At 71.4% G+C, this 19,081-nt stretch carries 18 protein-coding genes; 6 read left to right on the forward strand and 12 right to left on the reverse strand.

The features are described from left to right. Window positions 1-4: 4 nt before the first annotated feature. Window positions 5-724, reverse strand: a complete 720-nt coding sequence (locus tag ADK67_RS38265) for a serine protease (RefSeq protein WP_053721467.1) — start codon at window positions 722-724, stop codon at window positions 5-7. 176 nt (window positions 725-900) lie between these two features. Here ADK67_RS38265 and ADK67_RS38270 point away from each other — a divergent pair, with 176 nt between their 5' ends. Continuing rightward, window positions 901-1,509: a LysE family translocator gene (locus ADK67_RS38270; RefSeq protein ID WP_053721468.1), complete on the forward strand. Its 609-nt coding sequence runs from the start codon at window positions 901-903 to the stop codon at window positions 1,507-1,509. Between the two features lie 74 nt (window positions 1,510-1,583). Here the strand turns inward: ADK67_RS38270 and ADK67_RS38275 are convergent, their stop codons facing one another. Both ADK67_RS38275 and ADK67_RS38280 read right to left on the reverse strand, forming a co-directional pair. After that, a complete protein-coding gene (locus ADK67_RS38275) occupies window positions 1,584-2,336 on the reverse strand; it encodes a S1 family peptidase (protein WP_053721469.1) in 753 nt (250 codons plus the stop codon). Between the two features lie 72 nt (window positions 2,337-2,408). Continuing rightward, window positions 2,409-3,431 (reverse strand): M48 family metallopeptidase, encoded by a 1,023-nt coding sequence (locus tag ADK67_RS38280; protein WP_053721470.1) that lies wholly within the window; start codon window positions 3,429-3,431, stop codon window positions 2,409-2,411. Between the two features lie 70 nt (window positions 3,432-3,501). Between ADK67_RS38280 and ADK67_RS38285 the strand changes: the two genes are divergently transcribed. Further along, the gene (locus ADK67_RS38285) at window positions 3,502-4,434 is read left to right on the forward strand and encodes an alpha/beta hydrolase (protein WP_197289813.1); all 933 of its coding nucleotides are present in this window, start codon (window positions 3,502-3,504) and stop codon (window positions 4,432-4,434) included. Between the two features lie 7 nt (window positions 4,435-4,441). On the opposite strand, the gene ADK67_RS38290 is transcribed toward ADK67_RS38285, so the two are convergent. Together ADK67_RS38290 and ADK67_RS38295 are read right to left on the reverse strand one after the other, a co-directional pair. Further along, window positions 4,442-5,278 carry a serine hydrolase gene (locus tag ADK67_RS38290; protein WP_053721471.1) on the reverse strand — a complete coding sequence of 279 codons (837 nt, stop codon included), beginning with the start codon at window positions 5,276-5,278 and terminating at the stop codon, window positions 4,442-4,444. Next, window positions 5,275-6,216, reverse strand: coding sequence for a LysR family transcriptional regulator (locus ADK67_RS38295; protein WP_053721472.1), 942 nt, complete (start codon window positions 6,214-6,216; stop codon window positions 5,275-5,277). Before ADK67_RS38295 ends, ADK67_RS38290 begins: the two co-directional genes overlap by 4 nt. Before the next feature lie 93 nt (window positions 6,217-6,309). On the opposite strand from ADK67_RS38295, the gene ADK67_RS38300 reads away from it, so the two are divergent. Next, the gene (locus ADK67_RS38300; RefSeq protein ID WP_197289814.1) at window positions 6,310-7,227 is read left to right on the forward strand and encodes an MBL fold metallo-hydrolase; all 918 of its coding nucleotides are present in this window, start codon (window positions 6,310-6,312) and stop codon (window positions 7,225-7,227) included. Between the two features lie 100 nt (window positions 7,228-7,327). Here ADK67_RS38300 and ADK67_RS38305 read toward each other — a convergent pair whose 3' ends face one another. Next, the gene (locus ADK67_RS38305) at window positions 7,328-7,909 is read right to left on the reverse strand and encodes a TetR/AcrR family transcriptional regulator (protein WP_053721474.1); all 582 of its coding nucleotides are present in this window, start codon (window positions 7,907-7,909) and stop codon (window positions 7,328-7,330) included. A gap of 75 nt (window positions 7,910-7,984) precedes the next feature. Between ADK67_RS38305 and ADK67_RS38310 the strand changes: the two genes are divergently transcribed. Continuing rightward, complete coding sequence (locus ADK67_RS38310) at window positions 7,985-8,626, forward strand: CatB-related O-acetyltransferase (RefSeq protein ID WP_053721475.1); 642 nt, start codon at window positions 7,985-7,987, stop codon at window positions 8,624-8,626. A 25-nt stretch (window positions 8,627-8,651) separates the two neighbouring features. On the opposite strand, the gene ADK67_RS38315 is transcribed toward ADK67_RS38310, so the two are convergent. Then, the gene (locus ADK67_RS38315) at window positions 8,652-9,467 is read right to left on the reverse strand and encodes an alpha/beta fold hydrolase (protein ID WP_053721476.1); all 816 of its coding nucleotides are present in this window, start codon (window positions 9,465-9,467) and stop codon (window positions 8,652-8,654) included. Window positions 9,468-9,481: 14 nt separating this feature from the next. Continuing rightward, entirely contained in the window at window positions 9,482-10,036 is a 555-nt protein-coding gene (locus ADK67_RS38320; protein WP_197289815.1) for a gamma carbonic anhydrase family protein, read from the reverse strand. A gap of 213 nt (window positions 10,037-10,249) precedes the next feature. Between ADK67_RS38320 and ADK67_RS38325 the strand changes: the two genes are divergently transcribed. Next, window positions 10,250-12,181 carry a patatin-like phospholipase family protein gene (locus ADK67_RS38325; protein ID WP_053721478.1) on the forward strand — a complete coding sequence of 644 codons (1,932 nt, stop codon included), beginning with the start codon at window positions 10,250-10,252 and terminating at the stop codon, window positions 12,179-12,181. Between the two features lie 10 nt (window positions 12,182-12,191). Here ADK67_RS38325 and ADK67_RS38330 read toward each other — a convergent pair whose 3' ends face one another. Continuing rightward, a complete protein-coding gene (locus ADK67_RS38330; RefSeq protein WP_053721479.1) occupies window positions 12,192-12,992 on the reverse strand; it encodes an SAM-dependent methyltransferase in 801 nt (266 codons plus the stop codon). 153 nt (window positions 12,993-13,145) lie between these two features. Between ADK67_RS38330 and lon the strand changes: the two genes are divergently transcribed. Further along, window positions 13,146-15,512 carry an endopeptidase La gene (gene lon, locus ADK67_RS38335; protein WP_053721480.1) on the forward strand — a complete coding sequence of 789 codons (2,367 nt, stop codon included), beginning with the start codon at window positions 13,146-13,148 and terminating at the stop codon, window positions 15,510-15,512. 261 nt (window positions 15,513-15,773) lie between these two features. Here the strand turns inward: lon and ADK67_RS38340 are convergent, their stop codons facing one another. The 3 genes from ADK67_RS38340 to ADK67_RS38350 all read right to left on the reverse strand — a co-directional run bounded on the left by ADK67_RS38340 (window position 15,774) and on the right by ADK67_RS38350 (window position 18,923). Then, the gene (locus ADK67_RS38340; RefSeq protein WP_231648558.1) at window positions 15,774-17,417 is read right to left on the reverse strand and encodes a PstS family phosphate ABC transporter substrate-binding protein; all 1,644 of its coding nucleotides are present in this window, start codon (window positions 17,415-17,417) and stop codon (window positions 15,774-15,776) included. A gap of 86 nt (window positions 17,418-17,503) precedes the next feature. Further along, complete coding sequence (locus tag ADK67_RS38345; RefSeq protein ID WP_063797873.1) at window positions 17,504-18,034, reverse strand: AMIN-like domain-containing (lipo)protein; 531 nt, start codon at window positions 18,032-18,034, stop codon at window positions 17,504-17,506. 61 nt (window positions 18,035-18,095) lie between these two features. Continuing rightward, the gene (locus ADK67_RS38350) at window positions 18,096-18,923 is read right to left on the reverse strand and encodes a polysaccharide deacetylase family protein (RefSeq protein ID WP_053721481.1); all 828 of its coding nucleotides are present in this window, start codon (window positions 18,921-18,923) and stop codon (window positions 18,096-18,098) included. Between the last annotated feature and the right edge of the window lie 158 nt (window positions 18,924-19,081).

Raw genomic sequence — 19,081 nt, forward strand, 5'->3', positions numbered from 1 at the left:
CGGCTCAGAGCTGGTTTTGGTAGCGGCTCAGTCGCGTGTAGACGCCCGGTTGGCCGGGCCGGGCGCAGCCGCGGCCGTAGGACACGACGCCGACCAGCTCGCCCGCCACGGTGAGCGGTCCGCCGGAATCGCCCTCGCAGGCGTCCTTGCCGCCCTCCGGGTAGCCCGCGCACAGCATCGCGCCCGGCCGGTAGTCGGGCACCTCGGCGGCGCACTCGGCGTCACCGCGGATCGGCACGTCGACCTCGCGCAGCCGTCGGCTCGGCGCGCTCAGCTCGCCGGTCCGGCCCCAGCCGGAGACCGTGGCCAGCCCCGACGTGGCGGCCCCGATCCGGATCGGCCGGTACGGCAGCGGGGCGGCGAGGGTGAGGGTGGCCACGTCGTCGCCCGCGGACACCTCGGTGAACGCGGGGTGCCGCCAGAGCGCGGCGACCCCCACCGCCCGGCCCTCCGCGGTGTCGAGGTCGGCTCGGCCGGCGACGACGGTCAGGTCGGCGGGCAGCCGGTCGCGGACGCCGAGCGCGGTGCGCGCACGCGTGCAGTGCGCGGCGGTGACCACCTTGTCCGGTGCGACCAGCGCGCCGCCGCAGAAGAACTGCCCGCCGTCGAACAGCGCCACGGCCCACGGCGTCACGGGCGCCTCCCGCCCGCCGACGATCGCGTCCGCGGGCAGCGCGGACAGGACCAGCACGAGAACGGCGAAGACCGGCGCGCTGATGCGCATGGAGCACCTCTCTACGTCATGTGGCCGAACGGGCACCGACGGTAGCGGAACGGCGCGACGGGCGTGACCGGGGTATGAGATCCGGAAAATCTGTTGTTAGAGTGCTGTAGCGCCGAAGATTCGACGGCCAGTGAGACAGATCACGGCGGTCTGTCCGGAATGTGAGGGAGGTTTCCATGCACCTGGACTTCGCCCAGCTGCCGGCGTTCCTGATCGCCTGCGCGGTGGTCGTGCTGACGCCCGGCGTGGACGCCTTCCTCCTGCTGCGCACCTCGATGAGGTCCGGCACCCGGGCCGGGCTGCTGGCGCTGGCGGGCATCCACACCGCGGCGTTCGCGCAGGTCGCGTTGGTGATCTCCGGCCTCGGCGTGGTGATCGCCCGCTACCCCGCCGTGCTGACCGGGCTGCGCTGGATCGGCGCGGCGTACCTGCTCTACCTGGCCGTGACGATCACCCGCGGGCTGCTGCGGCGTTCGGGCGGCGAGGTGGTGGCGGTCGCGCCGCCCCGACCGTTCCGGCAGGGGTTCCTGACCAACATCACCAACCCGAAGATGCTGCTGTTCTCGCTGGCGTTCCTGCCGCAGTTCATCGGCACGGGCGACCCGGCGTGGCAGCTCGGGATGCTCGCCGCCGTGTTCCTCGGGCTGGCCGCGCTGTGGGAGCTGACCATCGTGGTGGCGGCGGCGCGCGTGGCCGGCTCGCTGCGACGTCCCGGCGTGACCACGGCGCTGGACGCGGTGTGCGCGGCGGTGTTCCTCACCATGTCGATCGGGCTCGTGCTCTAGATCGACGTCCCGAGCCCGGCTTGCGGACCCCCGAGGCCCGGGGGTCCGCACGCCGCCCCGTCACGTCCGCCCGGTCAAGCCGCCAGTTGCTCTTCGATCGCGGGAGCGTAGGCGGCGACCTTGCTGTAGACGCCCGGCTTGTCCTCCCGGGCGCAACCTTCACCCCAAGAGGTGACGCCGATCAGCTTCCCGCCGGCCACGAGCGGGCCGCCCGAGTCGCCCTGGCAGGTGTCGACGCCGCCCTCCGGGTAGCCGGCGCACGTCATCTCGGCCTGGTCGTACTGGGGGTACGCGGTGCGGCAGTACTCGTGGTCGGTCACCGGCACGGTCGCGCCGAGCAGGTACCGCGAGGCCGAGCCCTGCTCGCTGGTCCGACCCCAGCCCAGCACCAGTCCGCTCGTGCCCGGCTCGTACAGCGCGCCGTCGGACGGCTGCGCCAGCGGCAGGGGCGCGTAGTCCACCGGCGTGCGCAACGTCAGCACGGCGACGTCCGAACCCTGGTCCGCGGTCACGTAGTCCGGGTGGATCCAGATGTCGGTGAGCCGGGCGACCACGCCCTCGGTGCTCTTGCGGTCCTCCCGGCCCAGCACGACCCGCGTGTTGCGGGGCGTCCGGGCCGTCGCGCAGTGGGCGGCGGTGACGACCTTCGTCGGCGCGACCAGCGTGCCGCCGCAGAACTGGTTGCCTGCCGCGTCGGCCACGTACACCATCCACGGGTGGTCCGCGATCGACACCCGTTCACCGCCCACCACGCGCTCGTCCACGTCCGCCGTGGCAGTGCCCGCGAGAGCCATCAACAACGTCATCAACAACGCGGCAAGCCGCATCGGCCCCTCCTCCTGATCAAAGGCGTCAGGAGGAGGTTAGCCAGAACGGCCGGTTCCGCTGGGCCAAGTGGACTAGTCCGCCCCGGTGAACTTGCTGCGCACCTTGCCCGCCGCGCCCACGAGCACGTCGCCGACCTCGTTGAACACCTTCATCAGCGGGTCCTCCGACTCGGCCGCCGACTCCTTGTACGACCGGGCCGCCGACTTGATGTCCTCGGTGAACGAGCTCGTCGGCCGGTCGTCCTCGCGGCGCTGGTACGTGCCGGTCAGGATGGCGCGGTACTCCTCGCCCGCCGCCCACTTCTGCAGCTCCGCGGCGCGGACCACGGCCATCGGGTGGGTCAGCGGCCACGTGCGGATCAGCTTGAGGACGCTGTCGCGCACGTCCTCGACCTGCTCGTACTCCTTGGCCTGCTTGAGGAACTCGGCCGTGTCGACCTGGGTGAGGTCCATGCCGCCCGCCATGGCCACGTGCACGCGCAGCGCGGCGGCCGGGTCCTGCCCGCACAGCAGGCCGGCGCGGTCGCAGGACAGCTCGGTCTTGCGGTACCACTCGCGCAGCGCGGCGATGATCGCGGTGATCGCCCAGTAGCCGCCCGGCATCCAGCCCAGGCCGTGCTGCAGCTGCATCAACCGCTGCAGGATCGTCTGGTACAGCGCGTGCCCGGACAGCACGTGCCCCATCTCGTGCCCGATGGCGAACCGCAGGCCCTCGGCGTCCAGCAGCTCGATCAGGCCCGTGGTCAGCACGATGAACGGCTTGTCGATGCCCAGCGTCATCGCGTTGGGCACCGGGTCGCGCTTGACGAACAGCTCCGGCACCGGGTCGACGTCCAGCGTCGCCGCCACCTCGAGCCGGAGCCGGTCCAGCTCCGGGTACTGCTTGGGGCCGACCCGGATGCTCGACGCCAGGTAACCCAACCTCTCACCGCGTTCCGTGAACGCGCCCGCCACCGCCTGCAACACCGGGCCGATGCCCGGCACCGCGCGCAAGACCGCCAACGCCCCCCGGTCGACCGGGTGCTCGTACGCCCGCGGACTGATGCCGGGGAACCGGACACGCGCGCTCGACCGTTCGATCTCCTCGCTGCTCATGGTTCCCACAGTGCCACGACCCAGGCCCCACCTCTCCCCGATCGGACGAATCGGCGTGCACACTGACGCGGTGAACGCAGACGTGCTCGGCGCCGACTACGAAACCCGCGCGCTGCCCCTCGGCGGCGGCGACACGACCGCGACCCTGGTGCGCCGCCGCGCGCAGCCGGCCCTGCGCGGCGCGGTGCTGTACGTGCACGGTTTCGCGGACTACTTCTTCCAGCGGCACGTCGCCGAGCACTTCACCGCGCGCGGCTTCGACTTCTACGCCATCGACCTGCGCGCGTACGGGCGGTCGCTGCGGCCGGGCCAGGTGGCGAACTACGTGACCGACCTGGCCGAGCACTTCGAGGAGATCGACGCGGCGGCGCGGGTGATCCGCGAGGAGGACGGCCACCGGCACCTGGTCGTGATGGGTCACTCGACCGGTGGTCTCATCACCAGCCTGTGGGCGCACGAGCGGCGTTCGGACGACGTGCTGGACGCGTTGGTGCTCAACAGCCCCTGGCTGGACCTGGCCGAGCCGTGGCTGGTGCGGACGGTCGGGACGGCGTTGATCCGGGGTGTCGGGCGGGTGGCGCCGAAGCTGGTGCTCAAGCCCGGCCTGGGGCCGGTGTACGGCGAGAGCATCCACCGGGACCACCACGGCGAGTGGGACTTCGACACGACGTGGAAGCCGATCGAGGCGTTCCCGGTGCACGCGGGCTGGTTGCGCGCGATCCGCCGTGGTCACGCCCGGCTGCACCGGGGGTTGGAGGTGCAGGCGCCGGTGCTGGTGCTGCGGTCCGGGCGCAGCCACCTCCACGCGAAGCGGTGGACGGCCGAGGCGATGACCGCGGACACCGTGCTGGACGTGGAGCACATGCGGACGTGGGGGCCGAAGATCGGCCGGCAGGTCCAGGTGGTGCAGGTGGAGGGCGGCATGCACGACCTGTTCCTGTCCGCCGAACCGGTGCGGCGGAGGGCGTTGGCCGAGGTGGACGAGTTCCTGGACGGGATCTGAGGACGGCTCAGCGGAGGTGTTCGAGGGCCAGCCGGGCGGCCGTGCCGATGACCGCGTCCGCCGCCGGCAGGGTGAAGGCGGTGCTCGCGCTGCGGGTGAAGACCGCGACCGCGTAACGGCCGCCGTCCGGGTACTCGACCACGCCGACCTCGTTGCGGACGGTCGGGAGGGTGCCGGTCTTGCCCGCCACCCGGACGTCGTCGAACGGGAAGCCGGACGCGAGGCGGTGCGGCCACACCTGCAGGGCCATGGCGCGGCGGATCGGCGCGCAGTCGTCGTGCCGCCACACGTGCCGCAGCAAGGTGGTCAGGTCGCGCGCGGTGCCCCGGTTGGTGTGGTCCGGGTCGAGGGCGCGCAGTCGGGACAGGACGACGGGGTCCGCGAGGGCGGCCGGTAGTTCGTCGGGGGCGGCGTCCTCGGCCATGGTGCGCATGAAGTCCCGTGCCCGGTGCACGACGAGGGTCCGCGTCAGGCCCAGTTCGCGGAGGGTGTCGTTGACGGCGTCCAGGCCGATCAGGTCGGCCAGCGCGTCCGCGGCGGCGTTGTCGGAGACGGTGACGGCCAGGTAGGCCAGGTCGCGCAACGACATCGTGACCGGGTCGAGCATGCCGCCGACGCCGGTCGGGCCGGTGCTGCGGTCGGCGTCGAGGGTGATCCGGCGGGTCAGGTCGTGGGCGCTGTGGTGCAGCGCGACGAGCAGCGGGACCTTGAAGACGCTGGCCAGGACCACGGGCTCGTCCGCGCCGACGGACAGCTCGCGGTCGGGGTGGTCGAGGTCGACGGCGTGCAGGGCGCCGGTGACGCCGGCGTCGGCGAACGCGGCACGCACCCGTGCGGCGGTCACGACAGGTACTCCGCGGCCGGGCGGGGGTAGCGCGGGAGCGTGCCCTCGGCGTGCCGCATCCCTTGTGCGGCAAGGACTTCGGTGACGGCGTCGGCGAACGCGGTGACGGCCGGGGTCTGCCTGCCGCGCGGCCAGGCAGCCGAGGTCCGCCACAGGAGCGGGGTGCCACGCAACGGCCGCCAGACCACGTCCGGCGGCGGTGCGACGCCATCGTGCAGCGCGACCGCGCCGCCGGCCAGGACGAGTCCGAGCGCGAACTCCGGGTTGCCCGCCTGGTGCACGTCGGCGGGCGTGTAGCCGTGCCGGGCGCACGTGGTCAGCACTTCGTCGTGCAAAGCGGGCGCGGTGGCGCGGGGGAACAGCACGAGCGCCAGGCCGTTCAGGTCGGCCAGCCGGACGTCCGGGGCGGCGGCGAGGGGGTGGTCGCGGGGCAGCAGCACGCCGAGCGGGCTGGTCAGGACCGGGCCCAGGCTCAACCACGAGACGTCGAACGGGAAGCGCAGCACGCCAACGTCCAGGCTCCGGTCGGCCAGCGCGCGCAACTGCTCGGCCGTGCCGATCTCCCGGAGCTTCAGCTCGACGGGGCTGCGGCGGCGGAACGCGGGCAGCAACGCGGCCACCGCCCGTCCGCCGAGGTCCGGTGGCACGCCCGCACGCAGCGAGCCGGCCTCGCCGTGGCGGAACCGGCCGGCCAGGGCGCGCAGCCGGTCCTCGCCGGCCAGCAGGCCGCGGGCCTCGGTGAGGATCTGGCGGCCCGCGTCGGTGAGGGCGACGTGCCGGGCGTCGCGGTCGAAGAGGCGGACGCCCAGCTCGCGCTCCAGGCGTTGGATGCTCTGCGACAGCGGCGGCTGGGACATGTGGAGCCGGGCCGCGGCACGGCCGAAGTGCAGCTCCTCGGCCACGGCCAGGAAGTACCGCAGGTGCCGCAGGAGGTCCACGAGCTGCGATGATAGCCGTTCTGATATCGCAGGCGTGGTGATATCGGACTTGGACACGTGCGGCCAGGCACTGGTCTTGTGGGTGCCATGTGCGTGAGCAGACGACAGGTGTTGATCGGTTCGGCGGCCGTCGCGGTGGCGGGCGCGGGGCTGCCGGGGGTGGCGTTCGCGTCGGGTCGCAGCGGGGTGGGCCTGCGCTGGTTGGGCGTCGCGGGGTGGGAGCTGCTGTTCGACGGCAGGCGGGTGCTGATCGACCCGTACCTGAGCCGGCTGCCGGTGTTCGACGAGGACGGCAAGTTCATCGCCGACCACCCGTTGGAGGTGCGCCAGGACCTCGTGGACCGGCACCTCGGCGAGCGGCCCGAGCTGGTGCTGGCCACGCACGGGCACTACGACCACCTGCTGGAGATCCCGACCGTGGTGGCGAAGCACGGTTCGCGGGTGATCGGCACCGAGACCCACCGGCACCTGCTGACCGCGCAGGGGGTGCCCGGGGATGGCGTGGTCGTGGCGTCCGGCGGGGAACACCTGGACTTCCACGGCTTCACCGTCCAGGTGTTCCGCAGCCTGCACAGCCAGTTCGGCTCGTACGGGTACTTCGCGCCGGGCAGCCTGACCGCGCCGCCGGCGCCCCCGACCACCATCAGCGACCTCGTGGAAGGCGGCTCGCTGGCGTACATGATCACCGTGCGCGGCTTCTCGGTGCTGTTCCTGTCCGGCACGGCGAACTACGTCGAGCGCGAGATCGCGGGCCTGCGACCGGACGTGCTCGTGCTGGGCATGAGCGGCCACGCGAACGTCCACGACTACACGGCGCGGGCGTTGCGGGCGACCCGCCCCAAGCTGCTGATCCCGAGCCACCACGACGACATGGTGACCCAGCTGGACGACCCGGCCCTGCCACCGCGCGGCAACCCCGCCGCGGCGGCCGAGCTGACGGAGACGGCACGGCGGATCGGCCTCGCGGCACGCGTGCTCGACCCGGAGATCCTGCGCCGGTACGAGCTGTAAACCAGGGGGACGGTGCTCGACCTCGTGTTCCCCTCGGGCCGCGTCCGGTGTCGGAGTTGGGCGGGCGACCTCCGGCTGTCCGACGGGTGACCTCGGCGGCTCAGAGCAAGCCGGCGCGGGCGGCGGCGAGGGCGGCGAGGGCGGCGAGGGCGGCGGTGGCGCGGTCGACCGGCTCGCCGGTGATGAAGATCCGGTGGTACAGCGGGGCGCAGGTGAGGCGGACCAGTTCGACCGGGTCGTTCTGCGGTGGGAGTTCGCCGCGCGCGACGGCGCGGGTGACGACCTGGGCCGCTTCGGCGTGCCGGGCGGCGTAGAACCGGCCCTTCGCGTCGAGCGCGCGGGTGGACTGGAGGGCGGCGGCGACGATCGCGATCGGCACGAGTCGGCGTTCCGGGTCGGCGAACGTGTCCGCGACCTCGGTCGCGATGGCGATCAGGTCGCCCTCGACCGTGCCGGTGTCGGGCACCGGCCACCCGGTCTCCCGGCTGTGGTCGAGGGCGTCGGCGATGAGCACGTCGACCGTTCCCCAGCGGCGGTACACGGTGGTCTTGTGCACGCCCGCGCGTTCGGCGACGTTCTCCACCGTCATGCCGGCGTAGCCGTGCTCGGTCAACTCGGCGTGCACGGCTTCGAGGACGGCTTCGCGGACGCGGGCCGAGCGGCCACCCGGTCGAGACGTCAAATGCGACTCCTGTTGCGTTAGTAGGCGAGGTGTGCCACTCTAACGCAACACGAGTCGCGTTAGGAGCCCTCACCTTTGATCCCCGACCCCACCGTCCTGCACCCGCTGCCGCACGCCGACCGCGTCGTCCAGCTCAAGCCGCTGGTCACGTCACCGACGATCGAGGTCGGCGAGTACACGTACTACGACGACCCCGAGCACGCGCTGGAGTTCGAGACCCGCAACGTGCTCTACGGGTACGGCGCCGAGAAGCTGGTCATCGGCAGGTTCTGCGCCCTGGCCACCGGCACCCGGTTCATCATGGCTGGCGCGAACCACCTCAACATCGGCGTGTCGACGTTCCCGTTCACGATCTTCGGCGGCACGTGGGCCGAGCGGACGATGGACCTCATCACCGGCATGGAGACGCGCGGCGACACGGTGGTCGGCAACGACGTCTGGTTCGGCTACGACACGATCGTCATGCCCGGCGTGACGATCGGCGACGGCGCGATCATCGCGACCGGCGCGGTGGTGACGTCGGACGTGCCGCCGTACACGGTGGTCGGCGGCAACCCCGCGAAGCCGGTGAAGCAGCGCTACTCCGACGAGGACGTGGCACGGCTGCTGCGCGCCAAGTGGTGGGACTGGCCGATCGAACTGGTGACCGAGCACGTCCGCACGATCATGTCCGGCACACCCGCCGACATCGAACGGATCGCCCAGTCCCAGCGGTGACACCCTGACCGAGCCCTCGGGCGGATCACCGCTGTTCTCCTGCCTCCAGCCGGCGCAGGAAGGTGACGAGCCTGTCCGTGGTCTCCTCCGGGTTCTCGAGCGGCGGGACGTGACCCGCGGCGGGGACGACCTCGAGCACGGCGCCGGGAAGCAGGTCGGCGAGCGCCCGCATGGATTCCCTCGGAGTCCGGGTGTCGTGCTCGCCGATGAGGAGCAGGGTCGGCAGGTTCCCGGCCGAGCGAAGGGTGGGTGTCGCGTCGGGCCGGTCGCGCATGGCCTCCAGCGCGCCGACGATGCCCGTCACGGCAGGGCGGCGCGTCATCGCCCTCAGCTCTCGCTCGGCCGCCGCGGGCGCACCCTCGGCGAGGAACTCCGCGGCGAGCTCGTCCGTCACGGCCTCGACGTCGCCGTTTCGCACCCGGACGATCAGATCGTCGCGCGACGCCTTCCGCCGCGCGGTGTCCGGCTCCGCCCGCGCGTTCATGACGACGAGTGCCCCGACCCGCTCAGGGTGCCTGCGCAGGAACTCGACCGCGACGTAGCCACCCAGGCTCAGCCCGCAGACCACGGCGCGCTCGACGTCCAGGGCGTCCAGCAGCGCGGCGAGGTCGTCGGCGTACACGTCCACGCCGTAGCGATGTCCGGGAGCCTCGCTCAGCCCCATGCCGCGCAGGTCGGGTGCGATCCGGCGCCATCCGTCGAGCGCCTGGACCTGATGCCACCACATGGTGTGGTCGAGCAGGAAACCGTGGACGAACAGGACTGCCGGGCCCACGCCCACGTCGTCACAGGCGAGGCGCACACCGTTCACGACGATGTGCCCGGCCGGTTCGTGCGTCATCGGACCCCGCGCCGCTACAGCTCCTGGTCGGCGCGATGATCGGCGCCGGGCAGTCGCCCGATCCCGTAGACGTGGTGGGCGAAGTCCATCCTGGCGAGGATCTCGTCGATCTCGTCGTGCTTGTCCGGCGGGAGGATCCGAGCCGGGTCACCGACCGCCACCCACTTGATCGGCACGAGCGACCGCGGCGGCAGGACGCTGGCCACGTGCACGACGCCGTCGATCCGGACCTCCGTGCGCTCGCCGATCCGAGCGCCCTGGTAGACCCGCACGCCCGTCGCGAGGAAGGACTCGTCCTCGACCGTGCAGCCCTTGAGCGACGCGTGCGGCCCTACGAGGACGTGGTCGCCGATCGTGACCGCGTCCCGGCCGGTGCTGCGGATGTTGAGGTTCTCGCGGATCACGCACTGCGTGCCGATGCTCACCGGTGAGCCGTGCGCCTCGATCACCGCGCCGTACGAGACGTGGGTACGGGGCCCGATGGTGACGTCACCGCAGATGACCGCGGTCGGCGCGACGTACGCGGTCGGGTCGACCGCGGGTCGTGCGCCCTGGTGCTCTATCAACACGGGGAACACCCCCCTTCGGGGTTCGGGACCTGCGGGCCCACGATCCCTCCGGCCACGCGCAGCCCTGTGCGCCCGCCTCCCCTCCAACCCTACCGAAGGCCCTCGTTTCCCTCAGGCTGACGCTCCAGCGCCGCCTGACCGGGCGTCCCGAGCACCGAACCTTCGGTGAACAACCGATTGGTCTAGCGCCACACCACCCGGCGGCGGGAGATCATGGACGTCGGGAGGTTCGCCATGGCCGAGGACTTCAACCGGTACTGCGACCTGACCATGCGGGGTGGGGCGGCCAGTGGCGTCGTCTACCCGTGGGCGGTCGTGGAGTTGGCCGGGCACTACCGGTTCAGGTCGTTGGGCGGTGCGTCGGCCGGTGCGATCGGGGCCGCGTTCACCGCCGCCGCGGAGAAGGGCCGGGACCAGGACGGCTTCCGCAAGCTCAAAGAGGTCATCGACTGGTTCGCCGCGCCCGGTTGGCGGTTGGCGCAACTCTTCCAGCCCAGCGAACGCACCCGGAAGCTGTACCGGATCGTGGCGGCCTCCATGCAGCGCCGCGACTCCACCGGACGCAGCCCGCTCACCTGCCTCCTGCTGGCCTTGATCAGCGCGATCGGCTGGCGGGCGCGGATCTTCCTCGCCTTGGCCCTGGCGTTGTGGTTCATCGGTCCGACGCTGTGGTTCCACTCGATCGATTGGGCCTCCACGCCGAGGTGGGTGCTGATCGGACTCACCGTCGCGGCCCTCGTCGCCGTGCCCGGCATCGTGCTGAGAGTCCTGCCGAACGGCCGGGACGCGCTGCTGCGCCGCATCGGCACCGGGCTGCTCCTGATCGTCCCGCTGATCCCGGTCGCCCTGAGCACGCGCTGGACGGCGCCGAGCCTGGCGAGCGCCGCCACCGCCGCCGTGTGGTGGCTGGTGCTGGGGTTCGCGTTCGTCAGCGCGGTCGCGGTCACCTACGGCTTGAGCGCCAAGCGGTTCCTCGACCGGATGGCCACCACCGTCCACTTCGGACTCGTGCCGGGCACCGGGGCGTTCCGGCCCAACTTCTGGGACCGGCGCTGCGGCGTGCCCGCGTCGACCGGCGTGCCGCCGTTGAGCGACTGGATCGCGGACGTGCTGGACGACCTGTCCGGGACGACGGACCTGACGTTCGACGACCTGACCACCAACCTGGTCCTGATGACGACGGACCTGTCCGAGGGACGGCCCTACCGCCTGCCGTTCACCGAACCGTCCGCCGCGTGGCTGTTCTGCCCGACGTGCCTGAAGACCGTGCTGCCGCCGCGGACCGTCGACAAGCTCGGCCACGACACCACGCCGCACCACTGCCCGCTGCACCCCGCCGAGACCCTCAACGCGCTGCCGAAGAACCTGCCGGTCGCGCTGGCCGTGCGGATGAGCATGCCGTTGCCGGGCCTGATCGCCGCGGTGCCGCTGGTGCGCGCCGAGCCGGAGCCGCGCGTGCACTGGTTCTCCGACGGCGGCATCACCAGCAACTTCCCGATCCACTTCTTCGACAACCTGCTGCCGCGCTGGCCGACGTTCGGCCTGAGCCTCCAGTCGTACCCGCCGGGCGACGACCGGGACGTCTGGCTGCCCGAGCAGGACGCGTCGACCGGCGGCACGCCGTGGCGCGGCATCGGCCTGGTGCAGCACTTCGCGTCGGCGATCCTCAACACCATGCTCGACTGGCGCGACACCATGCAGTCCGCCCTGCCGGGCTACCGGGGCCGGATCGCGCACGTCCGCGTCGGCGCTTTGGAAGGCGGCACGAACCTCTTCATGCGCCCGGAGACGATCCGCGCCCTCGCCGAACGCGGCGCGGAGGCGGGCCGACTGCTGCGCACCCGGTTCACCGAGGACGACTCGACCAAGACCGACCGCTACCGCTGGATCCGGATGCGGCTGGCCATGCGCGAGTACCAGCAGCTGGCCGAGCAGTCCGGCGACCGCGCCGCCCTGTACCGCGACCTCACCGCCCGCTACCGGATCCCCGAGGACCTGCACGCCTGGTTCGGCACGCCACCCGACACCGACCCGAACGCGCACGAGATCGGCCTCACCCTCGACGCGCTGGGCGCCGTGCCCGGCGGACCGTTCGACGGCGAGCCGCCGATCGACCCGGACCTCCGCCTCACCCCGCCCGAGTGACGGGCCGGCGTCAGACCTTCCGCCCGACCCCCGCGTACGCGCTGATGTAGGCGTCGTCCGAATCCGGCCGCCACTCGCTCAACTGCACCACGCCCGGCTCCACGACCTCCAGCCCGGTGAAGAACGCGGCGACCTCTGCGCCCGTCCGCAGCACCAGCGGGCTGTCCGTGCGGCGGTAGATGGCGTTGACCTGCTCGCCGCTCTCCCGCCCTTCCTGCGACACGCCGTCCCAACTCGCGTGCGAGATCGCCACGAAGCTGCCCGGCGCCAGCACGTCCCGGTACCGGGCGATCGCCGCGGCCGGGTCGTCCTCGTCGGGCACGAAGTGCAGCACCGCGACCATCAGCAGACCGATGGGCCGGTCGAAGTCGAGCACCGAGCGCACTTCCTCGTTGCCCAGCACCGAGTCCGGATCACGCAGGTCCGCCTGGATCGCGCTGGCCAGCGGGTTGTCCGCCAGCAACGCCGTGCTGTGCGCCACGGCCACCGGCTCGACGTCCGCGTACACCACCCGTGCGGCCGGGTTGGTCTGCTGCGCGATCTCGTGCACGTTGCCGACCGTCGGGATGCCCGACCCCAGGTCGAGGAACTGGTCGATGCCCTGCGACAGCAGGTACCGCACCGCGCGCCGCAGGAACGACCGGTTGGCCCGGGCCGCGCCGGACATGCCGGGGAAGATCTGCTCGACCGACTTGGCCGCTTCGCGGTCGACCGCGAAGTTGTGCGACCCGCCCAGGAAGTAGTCGTACATCCGGGCCGCGCTCGGCCGGTCCAGGTCCACCGAAGACGGAACCCAGCTCGCCTGCTCCATGCGCACATCTCCTCGTCAGCCGACCGCGTGATCGTCGCGGCGCCGCAAAGCGGGCACAACCCCCGAATGGACGCTCGCTGTGGGCGAACACCTACCGGAAACAAACCCACGCTCACCTTGGTTGAGCCAGTCAGACTCAACTTTGGAGGGATCATGGGCGAGACGTTGGCGCTGCCGGTGCTGCCGCTGGACGACGTGGTCGTGCTGCCGGGCATGGTCGTCCCGATCCGGCTCAGCGGCTCGGACGCCACCGCCGAGGCCCGCGCCGCGATCGAGGCAGCGACCGCCGCGGGCGGCCAGTCGAAGGTGCTGCTGGTGCCCCGGCTGGACGGCAAGTACGCCAAGGTGGGCACGTTGGCCCTGATAGAGCAGGTCGGCAGGCTCTCCGGCGGCGAACGCGCGGCCGTGGTGCGCGGCACCGAGCGGGTTCGCATCGGCACCGGCACGACCGGCCCCGGCGCGGCGCTGTGGGTCGAGGCGACCATCGCGGACGAGTCGCCGATCGACGACCACACCCGCGAACTGGCCCGCGAGTACCGGGCCCTGGTCACCACGATCCTCCAGCAGCGCGGCGCGTGGCAGGTGGTCGACTCGGTGCAACAGGTGGACGACCCGTCCGCCCTCGCCGACCTCGCCGGCTACGCCTCGTACCTCAGCGACGAGCAGAAGGTCTGGCTGCTGGAGACCAGCGACGTCACCGAGCGGCTCGGGAAGCTGCTGGAGTGGGGCCGCGAGTACCTGACCGAGCTCGACGTCGCCGAGACCATCCGCAAGGACGTCAAGGAAGGCGTCGAGAAGCAGCAGCGCGAGTTCCTGCTGCGCCAGCAACTGGCCGCCATCCGCAAGGAACTGGCCGAACTCGACGGCAAGCCCGCCACCGAGGAGCAGGACTACCGCGCCCGCGTCGAAGGCGCGGACCTCCCGGAGCACGTCCGCAAGGCCGCCTTGGCCGAGGTCGACAAGCTCGAGCGGACCTCCGAGCAGTCACCCGAGGTCGGCTGGATCCGCACCTGGCTCGACACCGTGCTCGACATGCCGTGGAACGACCGCACCGAGGACTCCTACGACATCGCGGGCGCCCGCGCCATCCTCGACGCCGACCACGCGGGCCTCGACGACGTCAAGGAACGCATCACCGAGTACCTGGCCGTCCGCCGCCGCCGTGCCGACCGCGGCCTCGGCGTCGTGGGCGGCCGCCGTTCCGGCGCGGTCCTGGCCCTCGTCGGACCTCCCGGCGTGGGCAAGACCTCCCTCGGCGAATCCGTGGCCCGCGCCATGGGCCGCAAGTTCGTCCGCGTGGCCCTGGGCGGCGTCCGCGACGAAGCCGAGATCCGCGGCCACCGCCGCACCTACGTCGGCGCACTGCCCGGCCGGATCGTGCGCGCCATCTCCGAAGCGGGCTCGATGAACCCGGTCGTCCTCCTCGACGAGATCGACAAGGTGGGCGCCGACTACCGGGGCGACCCGACCGCCGCACTCCTGGAAGTCCTCGACCCGGCCCAGAACCACACGTTCCGCGACCACTACCTGGAAGTCGAACTCGACCTCTCCGACGTGGTCTTCCTCGCCACCGCCAACGTCCTGGAATCCATCCCGGGCCCCCTCCTCGACCGCATGGAGCTGGTCCGGCTCGACGGCTACACGGAGGACGAGAAGGTCACCATCGCCCGCGACCACCTGCTGCCACGCCAGGTCGAACGCGCCGGCCTCACCACCGAGGACGTCACGATCACCGAACCGTCCCTGCGCAAACTGGCCGGCGAGTACACCCGCGAAGCAGGCGTGCGCCAACTGGAACGCTCCCTGGCCCGCATCCTCCGCAAGGTGACCGCCCGCGTCGCCCTGGACGAGACCACCCTGCCGGTCACCGTCGACCTCCCGGACCTCCGGACCTACCTGGGCTCCCCCAAGCACACACCGGAATCGGCCGAACGCACCGCCGTGCCCGGCGTCGCCACGGGCCTGGCCGTCACCGGAGCCGGCGGCGACGTCCTCTTCGTGGAGGCATCCCTGGCCTCCGCCGACACCGGCGCCCCCGGCGTCACCCTGACCGGCCAACTGGGCGACGTGATGAAGGAGTCCGCCCAGATCGCCCTGTCCTACCTGCGCTCCAACGACAACCACGCCGAAGTCCTGGCCGACCGAGGCGTCCACATCCACGTCCCAGCGGGCGCCGTGCCGAAGGACGGCCCATCAGCGGGCGTCACCATGACCACCGCACTCGCATCACTGCTCTCCGGCCGCCCAGTCCGCTCCGACGTCGCCATGACCGGCGAAGTCTCCCTGACCGGCCGCGTCCTCCCGATCGGCGGCGTCAAGCAAAAGCTCCTCGCCGCCCACCGCGCCGGCATCACCACAGTCCTCCTGCCCCAACGCAACGAACCCGACCTGGACGACGTCCCGGAATCAGTCCTGGCCGAACTGACCGTCCACCTCGTCGCCGACGTCCGCGAAGCCCTCGACCTCGCCCTCGAACCAATCGCCACCACCACCAAATCCACCACCATCGCAGCCGCCTAACCTCCCACCCACCCACAACCGCCCCACAACGGACCCGAAACCGACCCACCGAGGCCCGATTTGACATGGGTTCGGGTGCTTTAGGCTGGTCGAAGCCGGGCAGGCTTGGCGGACGCTCTTCCCGCCAGGCCTGCCCGGCTTTGCTGCCCGGCTTTGGCCTGCCTGGAGTGCCCGTAAGGGCCCCATGTCAAATCGAGCCGGACTTGAGCGAGACCACCGGACGGAACTCAACCACCGAGCCGAACCCAACCCCCACCCACCTCACCTCAGATTGCACAAATCCAACGGCACCCCATCCGCCGTCACACACGGCAGATACCCGGCATCCTTCATCCGCACCCGAGCCCCGTCGTGCTCCCGCACGTACGCCACGAACCGCCCCACCAACGACCCCGCCGCCGGCTCCGACCGCGTGTACAGGTACTCCACCGTCCAGAACGGGTAGCCCGCCTCCACCCCCGCCGCCGCGTCGAACACCTTCCCGTTCAACGACAACGCGGTCAACGCGTTGGTCTTGCGCGCCTCAGCCACCGAAGGCGCGTCCGCGTACCCGATCGCACCCTCGACCGCGCCGATCTCCCGCACCACGTCCGCGTTCTTGTCCCGCTCGCACCGGATCACCGGCGCCTCCGGCGCACGGTCCTTCACCCGGCAGTCGTTGGACGACAACGCGCCTTCGCCGGTCTCCAGCACCCGCCGCTCGAACAGCTCCCGCGTCCCCGACTCGCCGCCCCGCCCCACGATCCGGATCGGCAACGGCGCACCACCCCGCAGCTGGCTCCAATCGGTGTAGACACCCGCGTAGATGCCGCGCAGCTGCTCCACCGTGATGGTGTCGAGGCCGACCGAGCTGTGCACCACCACGTGGTAGACCACGATCGCCAACTGCTGCGCGAAGACTCCTTGCACCTCCTGCTTGCCGTCCGACAACGCCACCATCCCGTCGCCGTCCGCACCTCCCGCCACCTCGCGCACCCCTTGGATGCTCCCCGTCGCGGACGTGGTGATCTCCGCACCGGGGCACGCCCGCTCGTACTGGTCGGCGATGGCGGCCATGGTCGGCATGAACACGCTCGACCCCTCCACCTGCAGCTTGCCCGTCGCGCACGCCACGGTCGCGTCGGTCGACGTCGGCGGCCACGCCAGCACGAGCACGAGCACCGCCGCCAGCAACGCGGCCAGGCCACCGGTCAGCCTCGGCAGTGTCAGCAGCCGTTCGGGGCGCTCGTCGTGCACGATCCCCGCGCCGCCGAGGCTGCCGACGACCTTCACGTCCTTGCCCAACTCACCTTCGCGGTTGCCGTCCGGCTCACGCAGCACCACCAGCAGCTTGAACTTCTGCTTGCGCCGCAGCACGAGCTTCTCCAGCCGCACGCCGTGCCACACGGGCTCGCCCGGCGGGTCCGCGGGCACCGCCAGCCCACCCCACTTGGCCACGCGCTGCGCCATCCGCTCCCGCACGGTCGGCAGCGTCGCCTTCGCCGGGCTCGCCTCGGAGCCGAAGAACTGGAGGCTGCGCCGGATCTCGGCCTTCATCTCGTCCGAGCCCGCCTCGGACACCCGCGCGTTCCACACGACCCGGTTGCCGAAGGTGAACGTCAGCGGCTTGTCGAAGTCCTCGCCGTCGATGTCGTAGCTGCCGGTGTTGCGCACCCGGATCACCACGATGCTCATCCGGTCCAGGACCCGCACCAACTCCCTCAACTGGGGCGAGTTCGGGTCCGTCCCGTCGTGCAGCTGCTCGGGACCGAGACCGATCTTGGAGTTGTAGAGGACCCGGAACCCGAGCCTCTTGCGGCGCACGAAGAGCCGGTCGATGACCGGCGTCGCGAACAGCAGCCCGATCGCGAGCAGCACCGGACCGGGACCACCGAGGAAGTCCAACGCGGAACGCAGCACCTGCACACCGAATTCTCGGTCGGCGGACCGACCGAGAACCCGATCACCGCCGGGAGTTCACCGTGACTTCACCGGACGTCAAGGGAGTCGGATCAGTGCCCGACGTCGATCACCAAGCGGGTGGGCGAGTCGAGCAGGAACACGCGGTGCCACGAGTCGCGCCGCATGCCGAGCCCGACGGTGAGGTTGGCCTCGAAGTCACCCGTGATCGCGAACGCCTGGACGTTCGTCAACGCGGGCGTCTCGAACTGCCGGGGACCCGTGTAGGTGAGGTTGCCGTTGTCGTCGTGCGCGGCGGCCGGCGCGAGCCGCACTTCCAGGAAGTAGGCGCCGGGCAACGACACGGGATGGCCGGACCCGTCCTGGTAGAGCTGGTCGACGCTGCGGATGAAGAACTCCGGCCGGTGGCCGGCGAGGTCGAGCACGACGCGGTCGAACGCCACGTGTCTCCCGGTCCGGACTCCGGTCAACACCGGCGTCTGCGTCATCGCCGACGCACCCGACACACCCGACGCGCCCGACACGCCCGACACGCCCGACGCAGCGGACGCAGCCGGGACCACACCCCCGACCACGGCCATGGCGAACACGAGCAGTGCGAGTTTCCTGAGGCGGCTGTTCATGACGACCCTCCAAGGGCTCACCCGGCTGAGTGCCGGTACACCCATACAGACGTGTCGCACGTCACACGGTTGCCTGCGAATCGGCCAGGAAGTCGCCCAGCACGACCGGCGTCACCCCGTCCAGCTTGCAGCGCTCCAGGAACGCCAGGAAGTCCTCCACGAACGTGTGCCGGAAGTGCATGAGCACGATGTCGCCCGCGTTCAACCGACCGCCCGCCTGGAACTGCACGACACCGTCGTTGACCGCCGCCGTCCACATGACCAGCGCGGTGAACCCGCAGTCGGCGGCCGCCCGGCGCGTGGTGTGGTCGAAGTTGCCGAACGGCGGCCGGAACAGCTTCGGCCGCGCGCCGAGCTGCGCGCGGAGCAGGTCGGCGTTGCCGCAGATCTCGCCGCGCTGGAACTCGTACGACGTGCCCGTCAGGTCCGGGTGCGTGGCAGTGTGCGCGTGGACCGTCGCGACGTCGTCGAAGCCCTTGAAGTAGTCGGCGTGCCCGTCCACGTGCTTCGAGTTGAGGAACAACGTCGGCTCGACACCGCTCTTGCGCATCAACTCGACCGCGGCCGGGTGGCGAACGGCGCCGTCGTCGATCGTGATGAACACGTACGGCCGGTCGGTCTCGATCCGCCGGACCACCGGCACCATGCCGTCCACGATCAGTGGCACGTGCTGCTGGGGCGTGCCGAACGCGTAGGGCTGCTGGAAGACGGGAATGGTGGTCCCTCCGGGGCCGGGCACGGCCGTCGGCGGGGTGGTGGTCGTCGTTGTCACGGCTGTCGTGGTCGTCGTGCCGGCCGCCGACGGGTCCTGCCGGGCTTCCGGCTGCGACGAGCACGCGCACACCACCGCGACGACGGCGGCCAGGACCGCCACTCCCCTGGGTCTCATCCGAAATTTCCCCTCGAACGGGCGTCACCCATTCAGGTGACGCTCACTCGAGTGAGACGCCACGAGGATCACTCAGGTTGCTCACAGATCGACAACACCACCCCGTCTGCGCCCCTCCCACCCCGGCGATAGGGTCGTGCGGGTCTGTCCCGCAAGAT

The organism is Saccharothrix sp. NRRL B-16348, from assembly GCF_001280085.1.
Lineage (GTDB): Bacteria > Actinomycetota > Actinomycetes > Mycobacteriales > Pseudonocardiaceae > Actinosynnema.

Bases quoted from the DNA above. Each gene is read 5' to 3' on its own strand.
- ADK67_RS38265 (WP_053721467.1), bottom strand. From the start codon at position 724: ATGCGCATCAGCGCGCCGGTCTTCGCCGTTCTCGTGCTGGTCCTGTCC.
- ADK67_RS38270 (WP_053721468.1), top strand. From the start codon at position 901: ATGCACCTGGACTTCGCCCAGCTGCCGGCGTTCCTGATCGCCTGCGCG.
- ADK67_RS38275 (WP_053721469.1), bottom strand. From the start codon at position 2,336: ATGCGGCTTGCCGCGTTGTTGATGACGTTGTTGATGGCTCTCGCGGGC.
- ADK67_RS38280 (WP_053721470.1), bottom strand. From the start codon at position 3,431: ATGAGCAGCGAGGAGATCGAACGGTCGAGCGCGCGTGTCCGGTTCCCC.
- ADK67_RS38315 (WP_053721476.1), bottom strand. From the start codon at position 9,467: ATGACGCACGAACCGGCCGGGCACATCGTCGTGAACGGTGTGCGCCTC.
- ADK67_RS38325 (WP_053721478.1), top strand. From the start codon at position 10,250: ATGGACGTCGGGAGGTTCGCCATGGCCGAGGACTTCAACCGGTACTGC.
- ADK67_RS38330 (WP_053721479.1), bottom strand. From the start codon at position 12,992: ATGGAGCAGGCGAGCTGGGTTCCGTCTTCGGTGGACCTGGACCGGCCG.
- lon (WP_053721480.1), top strand. From the start codon at position 13,146: ATGGGCGAGACGTTGGCGCTGCCGGTGCTGCCGCTGGACGACGTGGTC.
- ADK67_RS38345 (WP_063797873.1), bottom strand. From the start codon at position 18,034: ATGAACAGCCGCCTCAGGAAACTCGCACTGCTCGTGTTCGCCATGGCC.
- ADK67_RS38350 (WP_053721481.1), bottom strand. From the start codon at position 18,923: ATGAGACCCAGGGGAGTGGCGGTCCTGGCCGCCGTCGTCGCGGTGGTG.